18 protein-coding genes are annotated in these 19,394 nt (G+C 31.3%); 9 read left to right on the top strand and 9 right to left on the bottom strand.

Annotated features, from left to right (window positions below; translation table 11 throughout):
- Positions 1-206: 206 nt before the first annotated feature.
- From A2255_06545 to A2255_06535, 3 genes are all read left to right on the top strand, one after another.
- Positions 207-560, top strand: a complete 354-nt coding sequence (locus A2255_06545) for a hypothetical protein (protein OGI22577.1) — start codon at positions 207-209, stop codon at positions 558-560.
- Between the two features lie 812 nt (positions 561-1,372).
- Positions 1,373-2,041, top strand: coding sequence for a hypothetical protein (locus A2255_06540; protein OGI22576.1), 669 nt, complete (start codon positions 1,373-1,375; stop codon positions 2,039-2,041).
- Positions 2,042-2,710: 669 nt separating this feature from the next.
- Entirely contained in the window at positions 2,711-4,516 is a 1,806-nt protein-coding gene (locus tag A2255_06535; GenBank protein OGI22575.1) for a hypothetical protein, read from the top strand.
- 52 nt (positions 4,517-4,568) lie between these two features.
- On the opposite strand, the gene A2255_06530 is transcribed toward A2255_06535, so the two are convergent.
- The 7 genes from A2255_06530 to A2255_06500 all read right to left on the bottom strand — a co-directional run bounded on the left by A2255_06530 (position 4,569) and on the right by A2255_06500 (position 11,410).
- Complete coding sequence (locus A2255_06530; GenBank protein OGI22574.1) at positions 4,569-6,242, bottom strand: dihydroxy-acid dehydratase; 1,674 nt, start codon at positions 6,240-6,242, stop codon at positions 4,569-4,571.
- Between the two features lie 591 nt (positions 6,243-6,833).
- On the bottom strand, positions 6,834-7,394 hold the full coding sequence (locus A2255_06525; GenBank protein ID OGI22573.1) for a hypothetical protein: 561 nt from the start codon (positions 7,392-7,394) through the stop codon (positions 6,834-6,836).
- Between the two features lie 236 nt (positions 7,395-7,630).
- Positions 7,631-8,413: a hypothetical protein gene (locus A2255_06520; GenBank protein ID OGI22572.1), complete on the bottom strand. Its 783-nt coding sequence runs from the start codon at positions 8,411-8,413 to the stop codon at positions 7,631-7,633.
- An 86-nt stretch (positions 8,414-8,499) separates the two neighbouring features.
- A complete protein-coding gene (locus A2255_06515) occupies positions 8,500-9,180 on the bottom strand; it encodes a hypothetical protein (protein OGI22571.1) in 681 nt (226 codons plus the stop codon).
- Complete coding sequence (locus A2255_06510; GenBank protein OGI22570.1) at positions 9,180-9,854, bottom strand: hypothetical protein; 675 nt, start codon at positions 9,852-9,854, stop codon at positions 9,180-9,182. Before A2255_06510 ends, A2255_06515 begins: the two co-directional genes overlap by 1 nt.
- A gap of 3 nt (positions 9,855-9,857) precedes the next feature.
- Positions 9,858-10,661, bottom strand: coding sequence for a hypothetical protein (locus tag A2255_06505; GenBank protein OGI22569.1), 804 nt, complete (start codon positions 10,659-10,661; stop codon positions 9,858-9,860).
- 14 nt (positions 10,662-10,675) lie between these two features.
- Positions 10,676-11,410, bottom strand: a complete 735-nt coding sequence (locus tag A2255_06500) for a peptide ABC transporter ATP-binding protein (protein ID OGI22568.1) — start codon at positions 11,408-11,410, stop codon at positions 10,676-10,678.
- 192 nt (positions 11,411-11,602) lie between these two features.
- Between A2255_06500 and A2255_06495 the strand changes: the two genes are divergently transcribed.
- Genes A2255_06495 through A2255_06480 form a run of 4 tightly spaced genes read left to right on the top strand, consistent with a single transcriptional unit; the run spans position 11,603 to position 14,235 of the window.
- Positions 11,603-12,043, top strand: coding sequence for a hypothetical protein (locus tag A2255_06495; protein ID OGI22567.1), 441 nt, complete (start codon positions 11,603-11,605; stop codon positions 12,041-12,043).
- 33 nt (positions 12,044-12,076) lie between these two features.
- Positions 12,077-12,610: a 16S rRNA processing protein RimM gene (locus A2255_06490; GenBank protein ID OGI22578.1), complete on the top strand. Its 534-nt coding sequence runs from the start codon at positions 12,077-12,079 to the stop codon at positions 12,608-12,610.
- Positions 12,611-12,639: 29 nt separating this feature from the next.
- Positions 12,640-13,386, top strand: a complete 747-nt coding sequence (locus A2255_06485) for a tRNA (guanosine(37)-N1)-methyltransferase TrmD (GenBank protein OGI22566.1) — start codon at positions 12,640-12,642, stop codon at positions 13,384-13,386.
- 3 nt (positions 13,387-13,389) lie between these two features.
- The gene (locus A2255_06480; protein ID OGI22565.1) at positions 13,390-14,235 is read left to right on the top strand and encodes a hypothetical protein; all 846 of its coding nucleotides are present in this window, start codon (positions 13,390-13,392) and stop codon (positions 14,233-14,235) included.
- Here the strand turns inward: A2255_06480 and A2255_06475 are convergent.
- Positions 14,215-15,543: a hypothetical protein gene (locus A2255_06475; GenBank protein OGI22564.1), complete on the bottom strand. Its 1,329-nt coding sequence runs from the start codon at positions 15,541-15,543 to the stop codon at positions 14,215-14,217. The genes A2255_06480 and A2255_06475 overlap by 21 nt on opposite strands.
- A gap of 161 nt (positions 15,544-15,704) precedes the next feature.
- Positions 15,705-15,950 (bottom strand): hypothetical protein, encoded by a 246-nt coding sequence (locus A2255_06470; GenBank protein ID OGI22563.1) that lies wholly within the window; start codon positions 15,948-15,950, stop codon positions 15,705-15,707.
- Between the two features lie 199 nt (positions 15,951-16,149).
- Here A2255_06470 and A2255_06465 point away from each other — a divergent pair, with 199 nt between their 5' ends.
- A complete protein-coding gene (locus tag A2255_06465) occupies positions 16,150-17,697 on the top strand; it encodes a hypothetical protein (protein OGI22562.1) in 1,548 nt (515 codons plus the stop codon).
- 8 nt (positions 17,698-17,705) lie between these two features.
- The gene (locus tag A2255_06460; protein ID OGI22561.1) at positions 17,706-19,259 is read left to right on the top strand and encodes a hypothetical protein; all 1,554 of its coding nucleotides are present in this window, start codon (positions 17,706-17,708) and stop codon (positions 19,257-19,259) included.
- Positions 19,260-19,394: the final 135 nt, after the last annotated feature.

Genomic DNA, 19,394 nt, shown 5'->3' with positions numbered 1-19,394 from the left:
ATAAGGATTTCCCTCAAAAAATGTTTTTAACAAAACAGCTTCTAAGCTATAATTAGACTTGTATAATAATCTTAAAGCAATATATTTTCTCTGATTATATCAATAATAAAATAGTGTAAATTCAGGATAAACAAATTAACATTTTAGCTTAATATTAGAGTTGATAAATAATATATTTGTAAAAAAGCAATGGAAGCGGGTAGTGTATGGATTTGATAGAGTATTTGAATAAATTTATAAGAAAAATCCTGGGAAAAGATAATGAATCGTCATTTGAGAAAATTTGTGAAGAAAGAAATTCATTAAAATCAGAAATAAGACAGTCTTTAAAAGAAATTAATTTTACTGATCTGGAAATAAAAGAAGTACTATTAATAGTAGATAATACTGAGAAAAAGATTGATACTTATAAGGCTAAATTGGTTGGTTCAAATATTGGTATGGATTCTCCACTGCCGTTGATGGAATATGTGCAAGGTCAAATTGCAAAGGCAACTCAGCAAATGCAGATTGATCTAAGAAATAAAGTACAAGAAATAATAGCAAGAAGAAATTCATAAATTACAATATTTTATAAAAATATTATTTTTGCGATTTTGGCTGAATAATAGGTTTTAGTAAATCTCATTAATTATATATAAAGTATATAATTAATGAGATTTACTAATTAAATTAAGAAATTATAAATGGATATAAATTGACTCCGTGAATAATTATGAGAGATTCCAATTGATAAATAATTAATAATGATAAACTTAAAAAGATTAATTAAGTGTTTATATTTTGAATATAAGCCAATTTAATTATATGACTATTATGTTAATAATCGTATAGAGCTACATTAAGTTGCTATTTTAGCTACAAGCATTGTTGCAGCTAAAATAATCATATATAAGGCCGAAAGAATTATTTTAATAAAGCAGTAAAAAGAAATAAATAGCGTGATATTGAAATACGAAAACCATTTTAAGTTCATCTCAAGTTTAATTAAGCATTCATCAAACTACTTATTAATATCTTTTCAAACATTACTTATGCCTGATATGAGTGTGTTTACAGAATTCTCCAAAAATATTTTATTAAGATTTATTAAGTATTTTAGCTTATGTAGCAATAATATGCTCAGTATTTACTTTATATATATAAGGTGATGAAATTAAAAATTTGCAAAAAGGAGTTGGTCATCATGAAAGGTTTAAAAGTAAACAGTAAAAAATTATCAAGTGTAGTAAAGGTATTTGATAGTAACGGCAACTCATCTTTTGATGCTAATGGAAATGGAAAATTCGATATTAATGGTAACGGTAAAATTAAATAACTAATAAAAGTTTAAAAATATTAAAAAACACAGTGATGACGAAAGGAGACAACGATGGCAGCTATTAATTCAGTAAATGTAGAAGATCAAATTAAGAAATTAGCTTTGGTAGCTACACCTACTAACACTGCAGCAACAGCTACAACAGCAAATAAAGTCCATGGCTTGACATTTAAAACAACGGATGAAGGTGGCATAGAACAAAATACAGCAGTATTTAACAGCTTGGATTCTGAAGCTCAACAAATTATTAAAAGTGCTATTGGCGATGAAGCTTGGGTAAGACCAGAAAAAATAGCAGAAGAATTGAAAAAAGCTGGTTATCAAGTTGAAGTTGGTGGACATGAAGGCAGTGGCACAGAAAAATATATGGAAGTAACCGGTAAAGACGGTGAAAAATATAGAATCTGGGATATCGGCGGTGACAACGGTATCGGCACTCAAGATATTAACTTTAACGGTGCTTTAGCAGGATTTAAAGAAGATATAGGTTCTGTAAAAACAGAAAATACCTTAAATAACGATAATAAAATAACATCAGTTTATACAACAAATGAAGCAAAACCTGAAGAGAAGAAAGCAGATTTAACAAAAGATGCTGATATAAGACAAATATTAAAAACAAGACTAGAATCAATGGGATATAAAGATCCTGCTGAAATAGAAAAGAAAATTGATGAATTACTAAGATACGGTAATGATATCCCAAGTCTTATTCTATAAAAAGAATCCAAGTTTGATAAAAAGCCTTAACTTATAAGTTAAGGCTTTTTACGTTAAATCGAGTTAAAAAGTAATTTAATATTTCTTATTAAATCAATTTTATATGTAAATATATTAAAGGCTCAATACTTATTATATATATAATTATTTAAGGAGATAATAATATGGTAATTCAATTGAAAGAAAAGCCTAAATTATCTACTACCGTGAAGGTGTTTGATAATAACGGTAATGCTTTTGATTATGGTGGTGGGCAATTTGACCCGAATTGTACCGGGAAAATTGAATTCAGAGGGAATGGAAAGATCTGATTTTTTTACCGTTAAAATCAGATCTTTTTTTTTATAATAATCTAGAAAATTAAGAGTTATAAAAGTTGAGAGGAGAGAAATATGCAAAAAATTAATTTGAATAATGAATGATGCTTAAAAGAAATAAAAGATCTATTTAAATACGGCTTAGCTTCTAAATAAGCCTGTAAATTAAGACTATTCAGGTAGTCTCATCAAAAATCATCTTGGTTATTAGGCTCTATTTTAATTTTGATTTGTGTAAATCAGCAAAATTATATATAATTATTAATAAAAAGATACATATAATTCCATATTAACTTGTTAAAGGTCATATTTGGCGTAAAATACACAGTTTATGTATTGTTAGGAGTGACATATGAAAACCTTATTAATATTTCCACCCCAATGGACTCCGATGAATCCACACTTTTCCATTGCTACACTGGTAGGTCAGTTACGAAAAAATAATTATGAAGTAAAAATTAGAGATTTAAATATAGAATTTTATAGAAAAGTTCTGACAAAAGAGTATTTACAAAAATCCATAGATAAAGCGTTTGCCCTACAAGAATATTTGTTTGAAAGTCTTTTAAAAGAATATACTGATGACAAAATTGAAGCTGATTATTCTGAAGATTTCAAAAAAGAGCTTGTTAGATATACAAAAATAAAAGAATTTAAAGAAAAAAGAATGTACGAGGTTGAGAATATTCCTGAAGCTATTGAGGAATCTGTCTCAATAATGACATGTAAAGAGAAATTTTATGAGCCTGAGTTGTTAATTGAGACTTTAAATAATATTGATAAAGCTCTTGAATTAGCGTCATTACCTTATTACCCAGCATTACTCGAATTTCATAATTATTCTAATCCATTTTTTAAGCTAACTTTTGATAGTATAAAAGAGCACTGTCTTGATAGATCTACTAATATGTTTTATGACTATTATGAAGAAGTGATTCAATCAATAATAGATGAAAATGCTGATTTGATTGGAATTTCAGTAAATTCTTCTACACAGATTATTCCTGGTTTAACTCTAGCAATGATGTTAAAACAGAGAACTAATGCTCATATAAACATTGGTGGAAACTTCTTTGGAAGAGTTGTTGAAGAACTTTCAGGAAAACCTGAATTTTTTGAGATGTTCTGCGACAGTTTAATCATAGAAGAGGGCGAAAAGCCAATTGTTGAGCTTGCTAAGTGCCTAGAAGGTAAAATTGGCATGGACAAGGTGCCAAATCTAATTTATTTAGATAACGGAATGGTAAAAGTAAATGAGAAAACCGTTCCATTAAAGCTAAATGAACTACATTGTCAGGATTTGGACGGATTTCCGCTTGATTTATATTTGACGCCTGATATAGTTTTATCAATACAGTCAAGTCGTGGATGTTACTGGCAAAAATGTTCATTCTGTGATCACTATTTTGGACAAAATGTTAACGTCAAAGATATTGATATATTAATAAACGAGATTAAAGAGGTTCAGAGAAAATACAATATATCTTATTTTGAATTTGTTGATGAATCAATAAGTCCTGGCTATTTAAAATTGATGTCCACAAGAATCATGCAAGAAGGATTGGAAATAAATTGGTTTAACAATGCCAGGTTAGAGACGGAATTTACAAAAGAATTGCTGCAAAATGCTAATGATGCAGGATTAAGAATGGTACTCTGGGGTGTTGAATCGGGTTCAGATCGTATTATGCAACTTATAAATAAAGGAATAAATCTGGATAAAAGGTTTGATGTGTTAAGAGATTCTATTGATTCCGGGATCTGGAATTTTGCATTTATTTTCTTTGGATTTCCTACAGAAACATACGAAGATGCATTAAAAACAATAGAAATGATATGTAATAATACCGATATCATTTGCTGTTATGGTAAAAGTATTTTTACTCTAGGAAAGCATACAAGGTTAAGAGATGATCCTGATAAATTTGGTATAACTGATATTGTAAAAAATCAGGATGAATTTTCACCAAGTTACGAGTTTAAAACTTCCTCAGGATTAACACCTAAAGAAGTTAATCAAGTTGCAGGGCTTTGTACGGAAAAATGTAATGAAGCTTATGGCAATCCTCTTTGGATGTACATTAGATATAGAGAAGTTCTATTCTTATATGTAAGTAAGTATGGAGCAAAGGCTGTTCAAGATTGTAAGATTGCATAAACTTAAAGGGTCCCCAAACGGGACCCTTTAAAGTATCTTGGATAATCAGAAATTAAAGAGATCCAAGCTGGCAGCTAATAGCGCCTAAGCTAGCTGAGCTTACTGTTTTAGCATATCTTGCCAAATAGCCTTTATTAACCTTTGGAGGCACAGGCTTCCAGGATTCTTTTCTTTCTTTAAGCTGTTCTTCCGAGAGAAGTAAATCAATTTTTCTATTTTCAATATCAATACATATTTTGTCACCATCTTGCACTAAAGCAATGGTACCGCCAGCTGCAGCTTCTGGTGCTATATGGCCTATACATAGCCCTCTGGTTCCACCAGAAAATCTACCGTCTGTAATTAATGCAACTTGTTTGCCTAAACCACGTCCAACTATAGCAGAAGTCGGGGATAGCATTTCTCTCATACCTGGACCACCTTTTGGTCCTTCATATCTAATAACTACAATGTCTCCAGGTACAATTTTACCGGAGTTAATTGCATTCATCGTATCTTCTTCGCAATTAAAGGTTTTTGCAGTACCTTCAAATTTGAGACATTCTGGATCTACTCCGGAAATTTTGACAACAGAACCTTCAGGAGCAAGATTACCATAAAGTACAGCTAATCCAGGATTATCTGTTATTGGGTTATCAATAGTACGAATAACATTTGAATCAACCCAGGCCTTTTCTGCTATTTCTTGTATTGTTAAGCCTGATACCCCTTTAGTATTAGCTAATTTCACTTTACTTTTTGATAAATTTTTTATTGTTCCTGGAATTCCACCTGCTTTTTCGAAATCTGTCATTGTTAATGTGCTGGATGGGTCAAGTTTTATTATTTGTGGAATCTGATGACTTAATTGGGCAAAGTCATCTAAGGTAATGTTAACTTCAGCTTCGTTTGCAATTGCAAGTAAATGAAGTACAGAATTTGTTGATCCACCAAGGGCTAAATCAGCTATAATTGCATTTCTTAGAGATTCTTTAGTAATAATTGATTTTGAGGTTATGTTGTCTTTTATAAGATCTACAATTTTAACTCCGCTTTCAAATGCTATTCTTCTTTTGTTTGCTGAAACTGCTGATGCAGCAGCACATCCTGGTAAACTCATCCCTATTACTTCTGTAAGACAAGCCATAGTATTTGCCGTGTATAATCCCTGACAGGAGCCGACTCCAGGACAAGAATTGATTTCTAATTTTGATAACTCTTCTTCTGTGATTTGTCCTGTTCTATATTGGCCTATAGCTTCAAAAGTACCTCTAATAAAAGTCAGGCTTTTGCCTTCACAATATCCATCACTCATAGGCCCGGCTGTTACAACTATTGCAGGTATGTTTAGCCTTACGGCAGCCATTAACATACCGGGGGTTATTTTATCACAATTTGTTAGCAAGATAAGCCCATCGAGCGCATGTGCAGAAGCAACTGACTCAACACTATCTGCTATAAGATCACGAGACGGCAGTGAATATTTCATTCCATCGTGTCCCATTGCTATTCCATCACATATTGCTGGAATACCGAATATGAATGAGTGCCCCCCTCCTGTATGAATGCCCTTTTCAATTGCTCTTTCCAAGTCTCTCATTCCTGAATGGCCTGGTACTAAATCTGAGAAGCTGCTTGCTATACCAATAAATGGTCTATCAAGCTGACCTTTAGCTAATCCTCCAGAATGCAATAAGGCTCTATGTGGGGCTCTGTCTATTCCTTTTTTGATTTTGTCACTACGCACTATTTGTTCTCCTATATACTCATGACGCTGTTCTTTTTTTTCTTAACACAATTATAAACCACTTACTTGCTCTTGTATTATTTTAATTTACTTTAATAAATTTATTATTCTGAATAAAGTTTAAAAAAATATACTCCCTTATTTTTGCTGGTAGCAAGGGAGTATATTTTGCACTTGATTTGCTTTTTTATTTAAAGTTTTTAATAAATATTTCCGTAATAACCATTAGTTGAGTTAAAACCATTTTCAATAGCTGTGAATAATGGTATGAATATGAAAATTAATAAAATAAATGCGATTAATATAAAAGATATTCTTTGCATTTTCATTGCTCATTTATAGTTATGAATTTATTTATATATAATTAGTATATAGCTAATTTTGCAAAAACACAATAAACTTTACGAATATGCAAAATATAATTAAGAAAAATTAATACTGCATAATAAGGACAGCGGAAAAAATCATTAAGGATTTTGATGAAAAATCCGTTATGATTTTTACAGACTGCTTCCTGTAACCAGTCATTAATCGAGTAATAAAAAAAGAGATGGTTTAAAACCATCTCTTTTTTTATTATAAACTCTTAGATTATTCTTGTAATGTTTGTACTGCTATGTTGTTATCAGCGTTTGATGCGGGTAATACTGATGAAGTTTTTATGATTAATCTGTATTGATCTTTATATGAATATGTTGTTGAGTTTGTGCCTACTGATTCAGCACCAGGTTTTTTTCCACCATTAACGTCAACTTTAACAACACAGTTTGCAGTTGCAGGGTCAACACTTGTACTAGCACCACAAAGACCATCAGCCTTTTCAAATTCATATTTAATACCATCAACTGTATAGAAATATGGGGTTGCGGCTGTTCCGTTTTGTGATAAAACATTTAATTTCCCAATGAAGAATTGAGATAAACCAGTTGTGTTACCTCCTCCACAGTTTGTACAGGTAGCTGTATCAGTACTATCTTGTGCAATACTCATAACAACTGCCTGATTAAGAGTAGCAAGACTCTTTTTAAAAGCTGACTTAAATTCAGATTGGTTAGCATTTTGAAGTAATGCAGGAATTGTTAATGCAGCTACTACACCAATAATAACTAAAGTTACTAAGACTTCTGCGAGTGTAAAACCTTTTCTTGTCATAAAACTAATACCTCTTTATTCTACTTCTTACTATTCTTTTACATAAATACACTATCGTTTAATAACTTTAAGGTTAACATATTTTTTTTACTGAGTAAATACAGTTTTTGAAAAGACAATAATAAATCATACTATTATATGAGCTATTATGTAACAGTAATGAGATTCAGGTCGTTGATATAATGCGTATATATTATGTAAAAAATTGTTAATATTTCTTACATACATTTCGGTATTTATTTTTTAACTTCAAGCAAAGCTCCAAACATCATTCCCTTTGAAGCGTGGTTATATTTAATTTGTGGTAGCAAATCTATTTCATGCTTTTTACTCAAAGAGGTAAGTTTTGTGTAAGTAGCATTAGCTGGTTTATTTAAAATAGTATTGTAAAGATATATACCTGCTAAGCTTCCTAAAGTGTTTGCTGCCAAGTCTTTCGGAGATGGTGGTACGTAGCAACCTTCTATAGCAAGCTCCCAGCTTAAATTTACCAGCTGAGATATAATTATTGCTTCTTTATCTGTAGCCCCTGCTGTCTTTAAGCATGTAGCAAGAAGGAACCACTCTAATGGATGTCCTATATAGTTAATCCAAAACTCATTATCATCATATCTCCAACCTGCCCTGGCTTTTTTAAATGGAGTTCTGAAATTATCAATAATATTTTTTGATGCATTGCCATCACGAATCGCTCTTTCTACGTGGGATGTCACTGATAGCCCGCCCACCATCATAAAAGCTGTTGCTTTTGTTAGTCTGTGTGTGGTGTCTACAGGTTGTTCTGTGCTTAAATCTAATGACTTAAATTTGATCATGTTATTCTTGTTTGCTTGATCTAAAAAAAACTCTTCTAGTTCAGTATTTGGGGGGATAAATATTATTACTTCAAGAATTTTATCGGATTGTTTGGATATTCCACCTTTTATAACCTCGGGTTTTATTTCGTTCCCATATATTATTAAATTATTTGATAATAAACTTAGTGCTATTAATGCCGTTGCCAGATGCTTCTTACCCATATTACCCCTATGATATTTTATTTGATCACAAAATTCTACTTTTCGTTTACCAGCTCATTTAGTTCATTAATATATCATGATTAATCTTAATTTTGTTGAATTTTCTCAAACTCTGTTAAGATATTTGGCTTTAACTCAAGCTTTTTGCTAAGTGTAGACAGTCCATAGCAGATTGTAAAATACATTAAAGCAATAAAGATTAAAATTTCAAATTCATGATAAGTTCTTTCATAAATGATTTCCCCAGATCTTGTTAGTTCGATTAAACCTATAGCTGATGCAAGAGATGTATCTTTAATAAGTGAGATAAACTGACTTACAAATGCGGGCGTCATTCTAGTTATTGCAAGAGGCAAAATTACATAGAATAACCTTTGGAAATAACTTAGACCTAAGCTTTTTGATGCTTCAATATAGCCTGTTTCTATAGATTTTAATCCTCCTCTGGTTATTTCTGCAATATATGCTGAGGTGAAAATTATTAATGCTATGTATGTTGATTGGAAAACTGAGGTTGATCCTCCAAATATTGCTGGTAAAAGTCCAAAATGAATGAATACTATAAAAAGAATTAATGGTGTGCTTCTAATTAATTCAATGTATATAACTGAAATAATGTTTAAAGGAAAGATTTTTGAATGTCTTATGATTCCAAGTACAATTCCCAGAATCAAACTGCCTGCAACTGAAATTGATGCAACTTGTAGTGTAATCACAAGTCCATTCATCAGAAAATCAAAATTTTCTATAATATCACTCCAATGCATTAGATTTTCACAGTCCTTCCTTGAATTTTAAGTTTATCTTCCAATATATTAGTAAGAACTGCAACTGTACCGGTTAAAATCATATAAATAACCGCTCCAACCAGGAAAAATTCCAGGAATCTAAAATCATTTACCGATTCTCTATAGATAACATAAAATATATCGGTGACTGCTATAAAGCTTACTAGTGATGAGTTTTTTATCAAGTTAATAAACTGACTGCCAAGCGGCGGTATAATTATTCTTATTGCTTGTGGAAAAACTATTAATGTGAAAACCTGAAATTGTGATAAACCTAGCCCTTTCGCAGCCTCATGCTGTTCATTGGCTATAGAATTTATGCCTGATCTAAGAACTTCAGATATATAGGCTGCTGTATAAATACTTAATGCTAATATTCCGCACATAATGGCAGGTAGATTTACTCCGATATTAGGCAGTCCTTTATACCATAAATATAGTTGTATTAATAAAGGAGTGTTTCTTATTACTTCAACATATATTATTGCAAGCGGTTTTAAGCTGGAGTTATCCTGGCTTCTGAAGTAAGCAATTGTAATTCCAATAATAAGCGCGAAAATAGAGCTTATTATTGATACAAATAGTGTTATTTTTAGTCCATTTATAATATAAGGTAAAGCTTTAACAATTGCATTTACATCAAAATCGTACATTTTTTAGTAAGGCATCCATTTTCTTTTTAGTTTTTCAAGTGTACCATCATTTCTCATACTATCTAAGGCCATATTTACAGCTTCTTGAAAAGATTTAGTCTCTTCACCCTTTTTAAATCCAATTCCGTATGGTTCTTTTGTATATCTTTCTTTAAGCATTTTGTAGTTCGGATCTTCAGATATCAGGCCTGCAATAATAATATCATCAGTTGTCAAGGCATCAGCTCTCTTTGCTCTTAATGTAGAAAAAGCATCTGTATATGTTCTGAATCCTAGAATATTGGCATTTGGTGCCAGCATTCTAATGTTATCTTCAGCTGTTGACCCTAAAATTACTATAACATTTTTGCCGTTTAAATCCTTAACTGACCTAATTTTGCTATTATTTGAAACCATCAATGCTTGTCCTGCTATATAATAAGGCGAACTGAAATCTATTACTCTCTTTCTCTTCTCGTTAATTGTCATAGTTGCAGCAACTAAATCAATTGTACCGGATGTTAATGAAATTATTCTGCTTGAAGATGTAACCTGTTGAAACTCTACCGCATTTTCATTACCAAGTATCCTTTTAGCTATTTCTTTTACTAAATCGATATCATAACCTTGCAGTTTTTGATTTTCGTCAATGTAACCAAAAGGTTTTGAATCATATTTAACGCCAACAATGATTTTTCCCCTTTGAGTAACTCTTTCTAGTAAGTCTTGTTTATATTTAGGTTGTGTACAAGCTGCTAAACCTGTAAATATAGATAAAGCCAAAATTAAAAGAAGAATTCTTCCATATAAATTTCTAATACTTTTCATAATTTTCTCGCTTATTACACTTCCAACTTTAATACACTTCTTAAAAATTCGCGTGTGGCGTCGTTATTTGGGTTTTTGAATATTATATCAGGTGATCCTTCTTCCAAAATTTCACCATTAGATAAGAATACAACCTTATTTGCAACATCTCTGGCAAAGCTCATCTCGTGAGTAACAACAATCATAGTCATGCCTTCTTCTGCTAATTCTTTCATTGTATCCAGTACTTCACCTGTCATTTTTGGGTCTAAAGCGCTGGTAGGTTCATCAAAAAGCATAATTTTGGGCTGCATTGCCAGACTTCTTGCAATTGCAACTCTTTGAGCTTGTCCACCTGATAATTCCTCTGGGTATCTGTCTATTTTATCAAGTATTCCTACTTTTTCAAGAAGCTGTATTGCAAGAATTTCAGCTTTTTCTTTAGGCATTTTCTTCACTTTCATTGGGGCCAGCATTATATTTTCTTTAACTGTCATATGAGGAAATAAATTAAATTGCTGGAAAACGATTCCTACTTCAGCTCTAATTTGATTAAGATTTACATTATCATCAGTAATGTCTACTCCATCAATGAATATTTTTCCCTTTGTAACAGGTAATAATCCATTGATGCATTTTAAGAATGTGCTTTTACCACATCCTGATGGGCCGATAACGGCTATAATCTCACCTTTAATTATCTCAATATTAATGTTTTTCAATACGGTGAGACTTTTGAACGATTTAAAGACGTTTTCTAATTTAATCATTTTTCTTTGCTGATCAGCTTTTGTTATTCTTTATGTTATGAAATTAGGCAATTTGTCATAGATCTTTGGTTGTTTACAATTAGGTAATATTTCCTTAATATCTTAATACATGATCATTTTTAAAGTAAATAAAATATTCGGAGTATTAATACGCTCTTTTCTATTATTAGTTAATAATTTTGAGGGATGAATATGAATATTGAGAAATCTATACAGGTAAAAAGACCCGTGACAATTAAAACTGTAGTAACAGATGGTTTTAAAAAACAAGCTACAGAAGAAATAAATAAAGAACTTCATTTATTGGACAGTCAGATTATGCAGCTTGAGTTACAGAATAAGCAAATTCAAGACCAAGCCGGTAGTTTTGGTGCTGCTTATGGAGAAGAAGGCACTAAGCAAATACAAGACGCTTTAGCTGAGTTATCAGGCAGAATGCAGCAAATGGTTTCATTAAAACAAGAACTGCAATCACAGAGAGACAGTATTAATCATTTAGCTTCTGAGAATATTGTTGTAACTGGAAGTCTTGAAAACTATTTTGAACTCAAAATAGGTGAAAATATTTACGATAAGTTTAAAAATGCTGAAATTATTGTTAGAGATGGTATCATACAAGATATAAGAATGTAGTATAAAGTTGAATCACTTATGGTTAATTGTGGAGTGCAAGTGGAAAAATTACTGTCTATTGGTAAAATTTTAAATTTTCATGGAATTCATGGTGAAGTAAAAGTCGGTTATACTTCAGAAAAAAAAGAGAAACTAACAGAACTTCGTGAAGTTTATACTGAGAAAGACTCTAAGATAGTTAAGTTAACTGTAGAATCAGTTCGTTTTCACAAGAATTTTGCTTTAATTAAGTTTAAAGAATTTTCATCAATAAATGATGTATTAGAACTAAAAGGTGCATATTTAAAAATTCCAAAAAGTCAGATTGAAAGTGAACTTGAGGAAGATGAATTTTATATTGATGATCTCATTGGGCTTGAAGTATATGATGTTTCAGGAAATCGAGTAGGTAATGTTACTTCTATTATTAACTTAAAACAAGAAGAAGATATACTTGCTGTAAAAGACCAGGAAAATCATGAGCATCTTATTCCTTTTGTTAAAGATTTAGTTCCTGAAGTGAATATTGAAGCAAACAGAATAATTGTAAAGAAAATTCCCGGGCTTCTAGATGAGTTACAGGAATAATTTTGCTTATATTAAGGACGATATAGTAGATGAAATTTGATGTAATAACTTTATTTCCTGACTTAATAGAAGATTATGCCTCCTGTAGTATTATAGGCAGGGCTAGAAAAAACAATGTTATCACTGTAAATACGATCAATCCCAGAGATTTTACACACGATAAGCATAGAACCGTTGATGATACTCCTTATGGTGGCGGTGCTGGCATGGTACTCATGTGTGATCCCATTTTTTCTGCTATTGAATCTGTTCAAAAGTTAGAAAACTCTTGTACTATTTTATTAACCCCGCAGGGTAAGCCTTATAATCAGGAAATTGCACATGAATTTAGTCAAAAAGATGAATTGTTACTAATTTGTGGTCATTATGAAGGTTTTGATGAAAGAATACGTCAAGGATTAGAAGTGGTTGAGATTTCCATAGGGGATTTTGTACTTACAGGAGGTGAATTGGCAGCCTTGTGTATAGTTGATTCCGTAACCAGACTTTTACCAGGAGCTTTAGGAAAGGTAGAGTCAGCTTTTGATGACACATTTTCTTCCGGTTTACTTGAATATCCTCAGTATACAAGACCGCCAGAATATAGAGGCATGACGGTACCTGAAGTTTTGTTATCCGGTAATCATAAAGAAATTGACAAATGGAGAAGAAAGCAGGCTATAATTAGAACAATGGAGAAAAGGCCTGATTTATTCGAAAAGTTTGTTCAAAAGGGAATTTCAAAAGAAGATAAGCTTATAATAGATGAATATATATTAGAGCAACAGAGGAATTAAAAAATGGACATATATCAATCAGTAATTACAGGTGTTATTCAAGGATTAACAGAGTTTTTACCAGTCAGCAGTTCAGGGCATTTAGTATTAACATCTTCTATATATAAAATATTAATGGGAAAAGAGTTAGCTAGCGGCGGTAGCGAGGAAATACTTTTTGATATTATGCTCCACATAGGAACTCTTTTAGCCGTATTAATATATTTCAAACAGGATATTGTTCATCTAATAAGTGAATTTTTTAAATCTTTAAAAGAGGGCACATTAAAGACTAATTATGAGGCTCAGCTGCCCATATATATTGTCATAGGGACGATTGCCACAATTGCAGTAGCATTACCATTTAAAGATTTCTTTGAGTCACTTGTGTATAACCCTGCAAGAGTTGGAATAATCCTGATGATAACAGGTATTGTTCTTTATTCTACAGAATTGATGTCCAGTAAGATTACTCAGAAGGTCTCAAATATTACCTGGAAAAAATCGATATTAATAGGCTTAGCTCAGGGGTTAGCAGTTGCACCCGGATTATCAAGATCTGGGTCAACTATTGCAGCTGGACTTGCTGCTGGTTTGGATAGAGTAACTGCTGCCAGATATTCATTTTTATTAAGTATTCCTATAATAATCCTTGCGGCTGTTTATCATTTGTTTGATATTGGCAGTGTCAGTGAAATATTAAGCTATAATTGGACCGCAATTATTATTGGAACTCTTATATCTGCGTTAGTTGGATATTATTGTATTAAATATTTCATAATCTTTATCAGTAAAAATAAATTGAACATTTTTGCCTTCTATTGCTTGATAGTGGGCTTATTAATGTTTTTATTCTTTGGTAGTATTTAGATTCATAAATTTTTGCTTCAAATCTTTCATCATTGCTATTGGTGATGATAAAGAAGGCCCATGAATTTCATGGACAGCTTTTGAACGATGAGAACCATCAGGATCATAAACGATCCTTTTATTCTTATCTACTTTAAGGGCATGGGTTAAGTAATAATCAGCTAACCAGCCCATAGACTTTAATGTTTTTGCCTGAATAGGATTAATTTGGTGTATATTTGCAAGGACATCTATAGGATATAGCTTATTCAATGATTTTGGTGATATTTTGCCCGGCTTGAATATTTCTTTATAGTCCTCATTGTTTGCGATGATATCACCTGCTTTTTTACCTGTAAATTGCTTAATTACAGGCTCTTGATCAGAAACCAAGCGTGCAGGGATTTCCACATTGCCACTTCCTGTGATGTCATACCCAAGAAGAAGATTGTCATGACTTACCGGTGTAATGTTAAACACCCCCTGTTCAAAATTTACCAGCTTATTATCAGCTGAAAAAGGAGACTTTTTCCCTTCAGCATTATATGAACCTACACTTATACAGTCATTTGCTAAGGTAAAAAGATTTATATAATCAGGTCCGTTATCCCCGGCCGGGATATAGACAGGAATTCCCTGCTTAGTTGTTTCCTCAATTGATTTTAGAACTTTAGTTACTTTTTCTGCGATAAGTTTAAATTTATCTAATTCTTCTTTAGCTTGTCGATTAGAATTAGATAATTCCTCAACTTTTTCAGGAATATCAGGATTATTAAAGAAATTGCGGATATCTTTTTTATAAAGGTGAAAGTTTTCCTGTGTTACTGGAATTCCTGTAAAGAAAGCCAAATCATCATAACTATAGTTTATACCCAGTGACATATTAACAGCATTGATTTTTTTGCCATTTTTAACTTGATTTTCAACCTCGTTAAATGCTGATTCAATATTATTCAAAGTATGATCCAGCGAATAATCATAATTATCACTCACATCCAGCGTCATTATGTCTGATTTTGGATATATGCTTTTAGATATTAACTGAATAATATTTCCATGGGTTAAATCAGGTATTCTATCTCCATTAATATCGTATTTTTGGCCATGAAACCTATCTATTAATACTACTGTTGGAATTGTAGTGTTAGAAAAAATACGTCCTGCAAAGCTTATCAATTTTTTATATAGCTGTTGCACCGAATTATTATTTAATATGAGTTGATCCTGCTGAGTAACTGGAATTATATCCCTATTAGTTTCAATATTTCTGGGATACCCTGGAGGTATTTTGCTATGTGATACAGATAGACTATTTATCTTGTTAAGCATTAATTTTTTCTCTAAGGTTATACATTAAAAGTTAAGTATTTAGCCTTAGGATAATTGATAGATTATTTGTGAATGTTAAGATTTATTCACTTTAAAAAAACATTACTAAAGCACCTAAGATTTAATTAATTAGGAGAAAGACAGTATATAGTAGATCAGGTTCATTCTCTATTATCAAAGTCTTCATATTGATCTATTAATTCTGTTTCAGGATACAAATCAGCAACATCAGCAGTGAATGTGTCTGATAATTCATTAAAAGGAGCTCCACATTCAGTACAATATAATACTATTTCTCTTCTATCAGTACCGGGTAAGCTCTCTTCTTCATCCAGTACCATAACTTCACACGTAACGTATTTATGTTCTTCTTCGCAATAAATTTGCTTTTCTATTGTATGTGCCATATTTCATCTCCTTGTAAAAGCCTGGAGTATGTAAAATTTGTTCTTTTTTATAAATTATCACTTTTTAAACTATTTTTTATGCTAGGGAGGAATAATTTAACTACTGTCTTTAAGTAGCATATATATGCTTTTATGAAAGACAAAATATTATGATATTATCTTAATCAAGTAGTGTGGATTTATAAGAGTCGGATGATATATGAGAAAAGCCGTATTTTATGTATCTTTAATATTAATTACGTATTTTTTAACGTTTAGGATTGTTATACCTGATTATGATTTATGGGCAAGGTTAGCTGTCGGCTCCCTTTTCTTTCAAACTGGCGGAGTTTTAAGCCATGATATATTTGCTTATTCACTTGTTAAACCTTTGTGGGTTGATCATGAATGGGGTTCTGGCGTTTTATTTTATAGTTTAACTCGCTGTTTTGGAGAATTTGGAATCTTTGCTTTAAAAGGAATTATAATCTTTCTAATTTTCCTATTGATACTTAAAATTATCAAATTACAGCAAGGGCAAAACAGCAATGTTAAGATATTATATTTTATTCTTATTGCGTTTTCTCTATATCCAAATATAGCTAATACTGTAAGATCACAGATATTTACCTTCCTTTTCTTTATTCTTTGGATATATGTACTGGAAAGGGTACGTAGAGGAGAAAACAGATTATTGTGGATATTGCCTGTGACAATGATATTTTGGGCAAATATGCACGGAGGATTTGTAGCAGGACTTGGACTATTACTTATATATGCATTAGGTGAATTTTTAAACAGAAATAATCCTTTAAAATATATTGGAATTCTTATGCTCAGTATTTTAGTTACAGTAATAAATCCATACGGAATTAATTACTGGCATTATATTGTTGAAGCTACTACTATGACACGAATTGGGTTTGTAGAATGGCAAACAATTAATTTATCAGGTCCGGTTCATAATATAGGTGGTTTTAAAATTCATGTGCTTTTAGGGTTCTTTGTATTTGTTTTATTGACATTTATAACTGCTGTAATCTCGTATATTAAGAGGTATAACCCTGATTGGGTAAAAATTGGGATTGTTATAGTCACTCTTTATTTAAGTTTAAAGCATCAAAGGCACACTGTATTCTTTATACTTGCTATATCCAGCTTGTTATATCACCAGTTTGTTTATATATTTGGGTTATTAGGAACATTTATTGAGAATAAATTCGGAAAAAAATTATTAAGTGTTTTAGATATTAAATTAAACATTGCAATTTGTATTCTGGTAATATATCTTGCTTATCTTGTTTTTCCTATGCCTACTAGATTTGTGGTTAGCCCTGCTGTTTATCCTGTAGGATCTTTGGAGTTTATAAAACAGAATAATTTGTTTGGAAATCTGGCAATTACATATAATTGGGGGAGTTATGCATTATGGAAAATGTATCCACAATGCAGAGTGCTTATTGATGGAAGGTATGAGGAAGTTTATCCTAATGATATGTACTTATTAGCTTTAAAATTTTCTGAGCATATAGGTAATGACTGGGCCAAGTTCTTAGATATTTTCCATACAGATATAATAGTGGCTCCAAAAAGTGCATATAAGCCTCAAGATTTGCAAAGTCTGACTAATTGGAAGCCTGTTTATGAAGATATGGTTAGTGTTGTTTTATTGCCACGAAATAAAGTTAGAGATTTTGAGTTTTATCCTAATTACAGTAATACAATTTACTGGCAGGAAGATTTCTCTAAACCAGTTGATTTAAAATGAGCTAGAAAATGAAAAGGTTTTTCTTTTATTTAACTTTAATATTAATTTCATATATTTGTGCTGTTATTGTTAATCATCCTGATAATGATTTATGGGCTAGATTAGCGGTAGGTTCACTTTTCTTTCAGACTGGCGGTGTATTAAGGCATGATATTTTTGCTTATACTCCGACAAAGGATTTATGGGTAGATCATGAATGGGGTTCTGGTGTTATTTTTTATTTTTTTGTTGACAAATTTGGTGATTGGGGATTGTTTTTACTAAAAGCCATATTATTACTCATGATTTTTGTATTGTTAAGTAAAATCATTAGGCTGTATATCGAGAAAAATTTGCATATTGAGGTATTTTATTTTATATTTCTTGCTTTTTCTATTCTTCCTGGAATCGCTAATCTGTTACGATCACAGATATTTACTCTTTTATTCTTTGTTTTCTGGATTTATATATTGGAAAGAGTACGTAGAGGAGAAAATAGATTATTGTGGACGTTGCCTGTGACAATGATTATCTGGGCAAATTTGCACGGAGGATTTGTTACAGGGCTTGGATTATTGCTCATTTATGCGCTTGGAGAGTATTTAAATAAGAAGGATTTCTTAAAATATCTTTGGATTCTTGGGCTTAGTATTTTAGTCACTTTAATAAATCCTTATGGAATAAATTACTGGTCTTATATTCTCGATGCCACTACCATGTCTCGTTCATTAATTGGAGAATGGATGCCTGTATCTCTCGTAGATGGCCCATTTCATATTATTAATGGGGTTAGCATTCATATACTTTCAGGATTTTTCCTATTTTTATTATTAACACTAATTGTTGGAATAAGGTTATTGATTAATCAGACTAAAGCTGACTGGGTTAAGATTTTACTTATTGGAATAACCCTTTATTTAGGGTTAAAACATCAGAGGCATGTTGTTTTCTTTATTTTTGTTGTTTCAGGATTACTGTATCATCAATATCTTGCTCTATTTTACAGCATATTTGACTTAATTAAAAATAAAATGGGAGAAAAATTCAGTAGATATCTTGTATTGTCGAAAAACATGCTAGTTTATGTATTGATAATTAGTGCTTGTATGTTTTTTGTTCCTACATTACCTAATAAAATAGCAGTAAAACCGATATTTTATCCTGTAGGAGCGTTTGAATTTATAAAACAAAACAATTTGTCCGGAAATTTAGCTACTACGTACGGCTGGGGAAGCTATGCATTATGGAAATTATATCCTCAATGCAAGGTACTTATTGATGGAAGGTATGAAGAAGTTTATCCTAATGATGTTTATGAACTTGCGATGAATTTTTCTGAACACTTGAATGATAATTGGTATAAATTTCTAGATTATTTTCATACGGATATAATTGTTGCTTCAAAATTAAAATATTTGTCAGATGATCTTGAAATACTGGGTGGATGGAAGGTTGTTTATGAGGATGCCGTTAGTGTGGTATTTTTACCTCTAGATAAGATTAAAGATTCTTATATTTATCCAAATTTCAGAAGTAGAATATATTGGCAAGAAGATCTTTCTAAGCCAGTTAACTTGAATTAACATAAGTAAAGAGTTTTTTCTTAATTCACTCTTTTAATAATTTAAGTATTATAATTTTGATTAAATAGTGTGGGTGGAGCTGAATAGTATATGAAAAAGATAATATTTTACCTTGTTTTGGCACTAATTTCAGGT

Source organism: Candidatus Melainabacteria bacterium RIFOXYA2_FULL_32_9 (genome assembly GCA_001784615.1).
In the GTDB taxonomy this organism is placed as follows: domain Bacteria; phylum Cyanobacteriota; class Vampirovibrionia; order Gastranaerophilales; family UBA9579; genus UBA9579.
This window is presented reverse-complemented; position numbering and strand designations above follow the sequence as displayed.

Excerpts from the sequence above, each read along its gene's own strand:
- A2255_06545 (OGI22577.1), top strand. The coding sequence starts at position 207 with ATGGATTTGATAGAGTATTTGAATAAATTTATAAGAAAAATCCTGGGA.
- A2255_06540 (OGI22576.1), top strand. The coding sequence starts at position 1,373 with ATGGCAGCTATTAATTCAGTAAATGTAGAAGATCAAATTAAGAAATTA.
- A2255_06535 (OGI22575.1), top strand. The coding sequence starts at position 2,711 with ATGAAAACCTTATTAATATTTCCACCCCAATGGACTCCGATGAATCCA.
- A2255_06525 (OGI22573.1), bottom strand. The coding sequence starts at position 7,394 with ATGACAAGAAAAGGTTTTACACTCGCAGAAGTCTTAGTAACTTTAGTT.
- A2255_06520 (OGI22572.1), bottom strand. The coding sequence starts at position 8,413 with ATGGGTAAGAAGCATCTGGCAACGGCATTAATAGCACTAAGTTTATTA.
- A2255_06515 (OGI22571.1), bottom strand. The coding sequence starts at position 9,180 with ATGCATTGGAGTGATATTATAGAAAATTTTGATTTTCTGATGAATGGA.
- A2255_06510 (OGI22570.1), bottom strand. The coding sequence starts at position 9,854 with ATGTACGATTTTGATGTAAATGCAATTGTTAAAGCTTTACCTTATATT.
- A2255_06505 (OGI22569.1), bottom strand. The coding sequence starts at position 10,661 with ATGAAAAGTATTAGAAATTTATATGGAAGAATTCTTCTTTTAATTTTG.
- A2255_06500 (OGI22568.1), bottom strand. The coding sequence starts at position 11,410 with ATGATTAAATTAGAAAACGTCTTTAAATCGTTCAAAAGTCTCACCGTA.
- A2255_06495 (OGI22567.1), top strand. The coding sequence starts at position 11,603 with ATGAATATTGAGAAATCTATACAGGTAAAAAGACCCGTGACAATTAAA.
- A2255_06485 (OGI22566.1), top strand. The coding sequence starts at position 12,640 with ATGAAATTTGATGTAATAACTTTATTTCCTGACTTAATAGAAGATTAT.
- A2255_06480 (OGI22565.1), top strand. The coding sequence starts at position 13,390 with ATGGACATATATCAATCAGTAATTACAGGTGTTATTCAAGGATTAACA.
- A2255_06475 (OGI22564.1), bottom strand. The coding sequence starts at position 15,543 with ATGCTTAACAAGATAAATAGTCTATCTGTATCACATAGCAAAATACCT.
- A2255_06470 (OGI22563.1), bottom strand. The coding sequence starts at position 15,950 with ATGGCACATACAATAGAAAAGCAAATTTATTGCGAAGAAGAACATAAA.
- A2255_06465 (OGI22562.1), top strand. The coding sequence starts at position 16,150 with ATGAGAAAAGCCGTATTTTATGTATCTTTAATATTAATTACGTATTTT.
- A2255_06460 (OGI22561.1), top strand. The coding sequence starts at position 17,706 with ATGAAAAGGTTTTTCTTTTATTTAACTTTAATATTAATTTCATATATT.